The 1,974-nt window shown below is 37.1% G+C and carries 1 protein-coding gene; it reads left to right on the top strand.

What is annotated here, in order from left to right; genetic code table 11:
* Positions 1 to 406 precede the first annotated feature (406 nt).
* Entirely contained in the window at positions 407 to 1,843 is a 1,437-nt protein-coding gene (locus RT405_RS07510; protein WP_313468860.1) for a glycoside hydrolase family 1 protein, read from the top strand.
* Positions 1,844 to 1,974 lie beyond the last annotated feature (131 nt).

Below are 1,974 nucleotides of genomic sequence, written 5' to 3' on the forward strand. Positions count from 1 at the left end.
TGTAAATTAAGTTTAGTCATCGTTTTTCTCCTTTAAATTTTGTAGGCTATTTACCTGATATCATTAGTTTAATAGAAAGCAGCAAAATTTTCTATTTTAGCTGCTTTTTTAATACTTCCAATCAGACCTTTTCGGGTGAATACCGAAAAGCACATAATTGAGTTATCGTGACCTAAAGGTAGGAAATTTTAGCTCTTAAGGCACGCAACTTGATTTGACATAAGAAGCGTTGCTCCCCGATCCGTGTCTACCTAAAATTTTTTCTGTTCATAGTGAATTTATCCTGTTTCTTTTTAAAGTATAGTCAAATATTAAAAAAACATAGTCAAAATAATGATTTCTTTTGAAAGGAAGCGCTATTAATGGTATTCTTAAAAAGAAGGACCAACTAGAAAGGGCTGACAGAATGGAACACAAACAATTAGACCAGTTTCCTGAGGATTTTCTTTGGGGATCAGCTTCTGCCGCTTATCAGGTAGAAGGAGCTTGGAATGAAGATGGAAAAGGAGTCTCGGTTTGGGACGAATTTGTTCGCATTCCAAATAAAACATTTAAAGGAACTAATGGCAATGTAGCTGTTGATCATTATCATCGCTATAAAGAAGATATTGCTTTAATGGCTGAACAAGGATTAAAAACGTATCGTTTTTCAGTAGCTTGGACACGAATTTTCCCTAATGGACGCGGAGAAATCAACGAAGCAGGACTTCAATTTTATAAAGATTTAGTCGATGAATTGATCGCGCATAATATTGAACCTATGCTGACTCTTTACCATTGGGATTTACCGCAAGCACTGCAAGACGAATACCAAGGCTGGGAATCACGTAAAATAATTGAAGACTTTACAAATTATGCGACAACTCTTTTTGAAGCATTTCGCGGCAAAGTAAATTATTGGGTCAGTTTAAATGAACAAAACATTTTTACTTCATTAGGTTATTTAATGGCTGCTCACCCGCCTGGTGTAACGGATCCAAAACGTTTCTATGAAGTGAATCACATTGCCAACTTAGTAAATGCTTCTGTGATTAAAAAATTCCATGATATGGAAATGCCTGGCAAAATTGGACCAAGCTTCGCCTATACTCCGAATTATTCATTGGACAGCAACCCAGTGAATGTCTTAGCAGCTGAAGATACGGAAGAATTAAATGCCAATTTTTGGATGGACGTTTACTTGTACGGAAAATATCCAATCGTTGCAATGAAGTACCTGAAAGATAGAGGATTGGCACCTACGTTCGAAGCAGGCGATGAAGAGCTATTAGCTGCAGCTAAACCAGATTTTCTAGGGATCAATTATTATCAAAGTGCGACAGATGTTTTTAATCCAACAGATGGTGTAGGCCTAGGTAAGATGAATACAACTGGGGAGAAAGGCTCTAGTGAAGAGTCTGGGACACCAGGAGTATCTAAACGAGTTGAAAATCCATTTGTTGAACGGACGAATTGGGATTGGGAAATAGATCCGCAAGGCTTACGCATTGCTCTGCGCCGAATCATTAGTCGTTACCGGATTCCTGTGATGATTACAGAAAATGGCTTAGGTGAATACGACAAATTGACGGAAGATAATCAAATTCATGATGATTACCGAATCAATTACCTAGAAAGTCATGTCCATGCGATTCGAGAAGCGATTACCGATGGAGCAACGGTTCTTGGTTATTGCACATGGTCATATACAGATTTATTAAGCTGGTTAAACGGATACCAAAAACGCTATGGTTTTGTTTATGTGGACCGTGACGAAGAAGAAGGAAAGACAATGAATCGCTATAAAAAAGACAGTTACTATTGGTATCAAAAAGTGATTGCTGAAAACGGAAAAAATTGCTAGTTTTTTTATACAAATAAGAAAAGAAAAATAAGGCCATAACTCATATTTTACTGAGTTATGGCCTTATTTCAGTCTAATTTCTCTCCACAGTGCGGACAGTAATTTCCTCGTCTTTTATGTTGAATGAATGC

Source organism: Carnobacterium sp., assembly GCF_032094055.1.
Classification (GTDB): Bacteria; Bacillota; Bacilli; order Lactobacillales; family Carnobacteriaceae; genus Carnobacterium_A.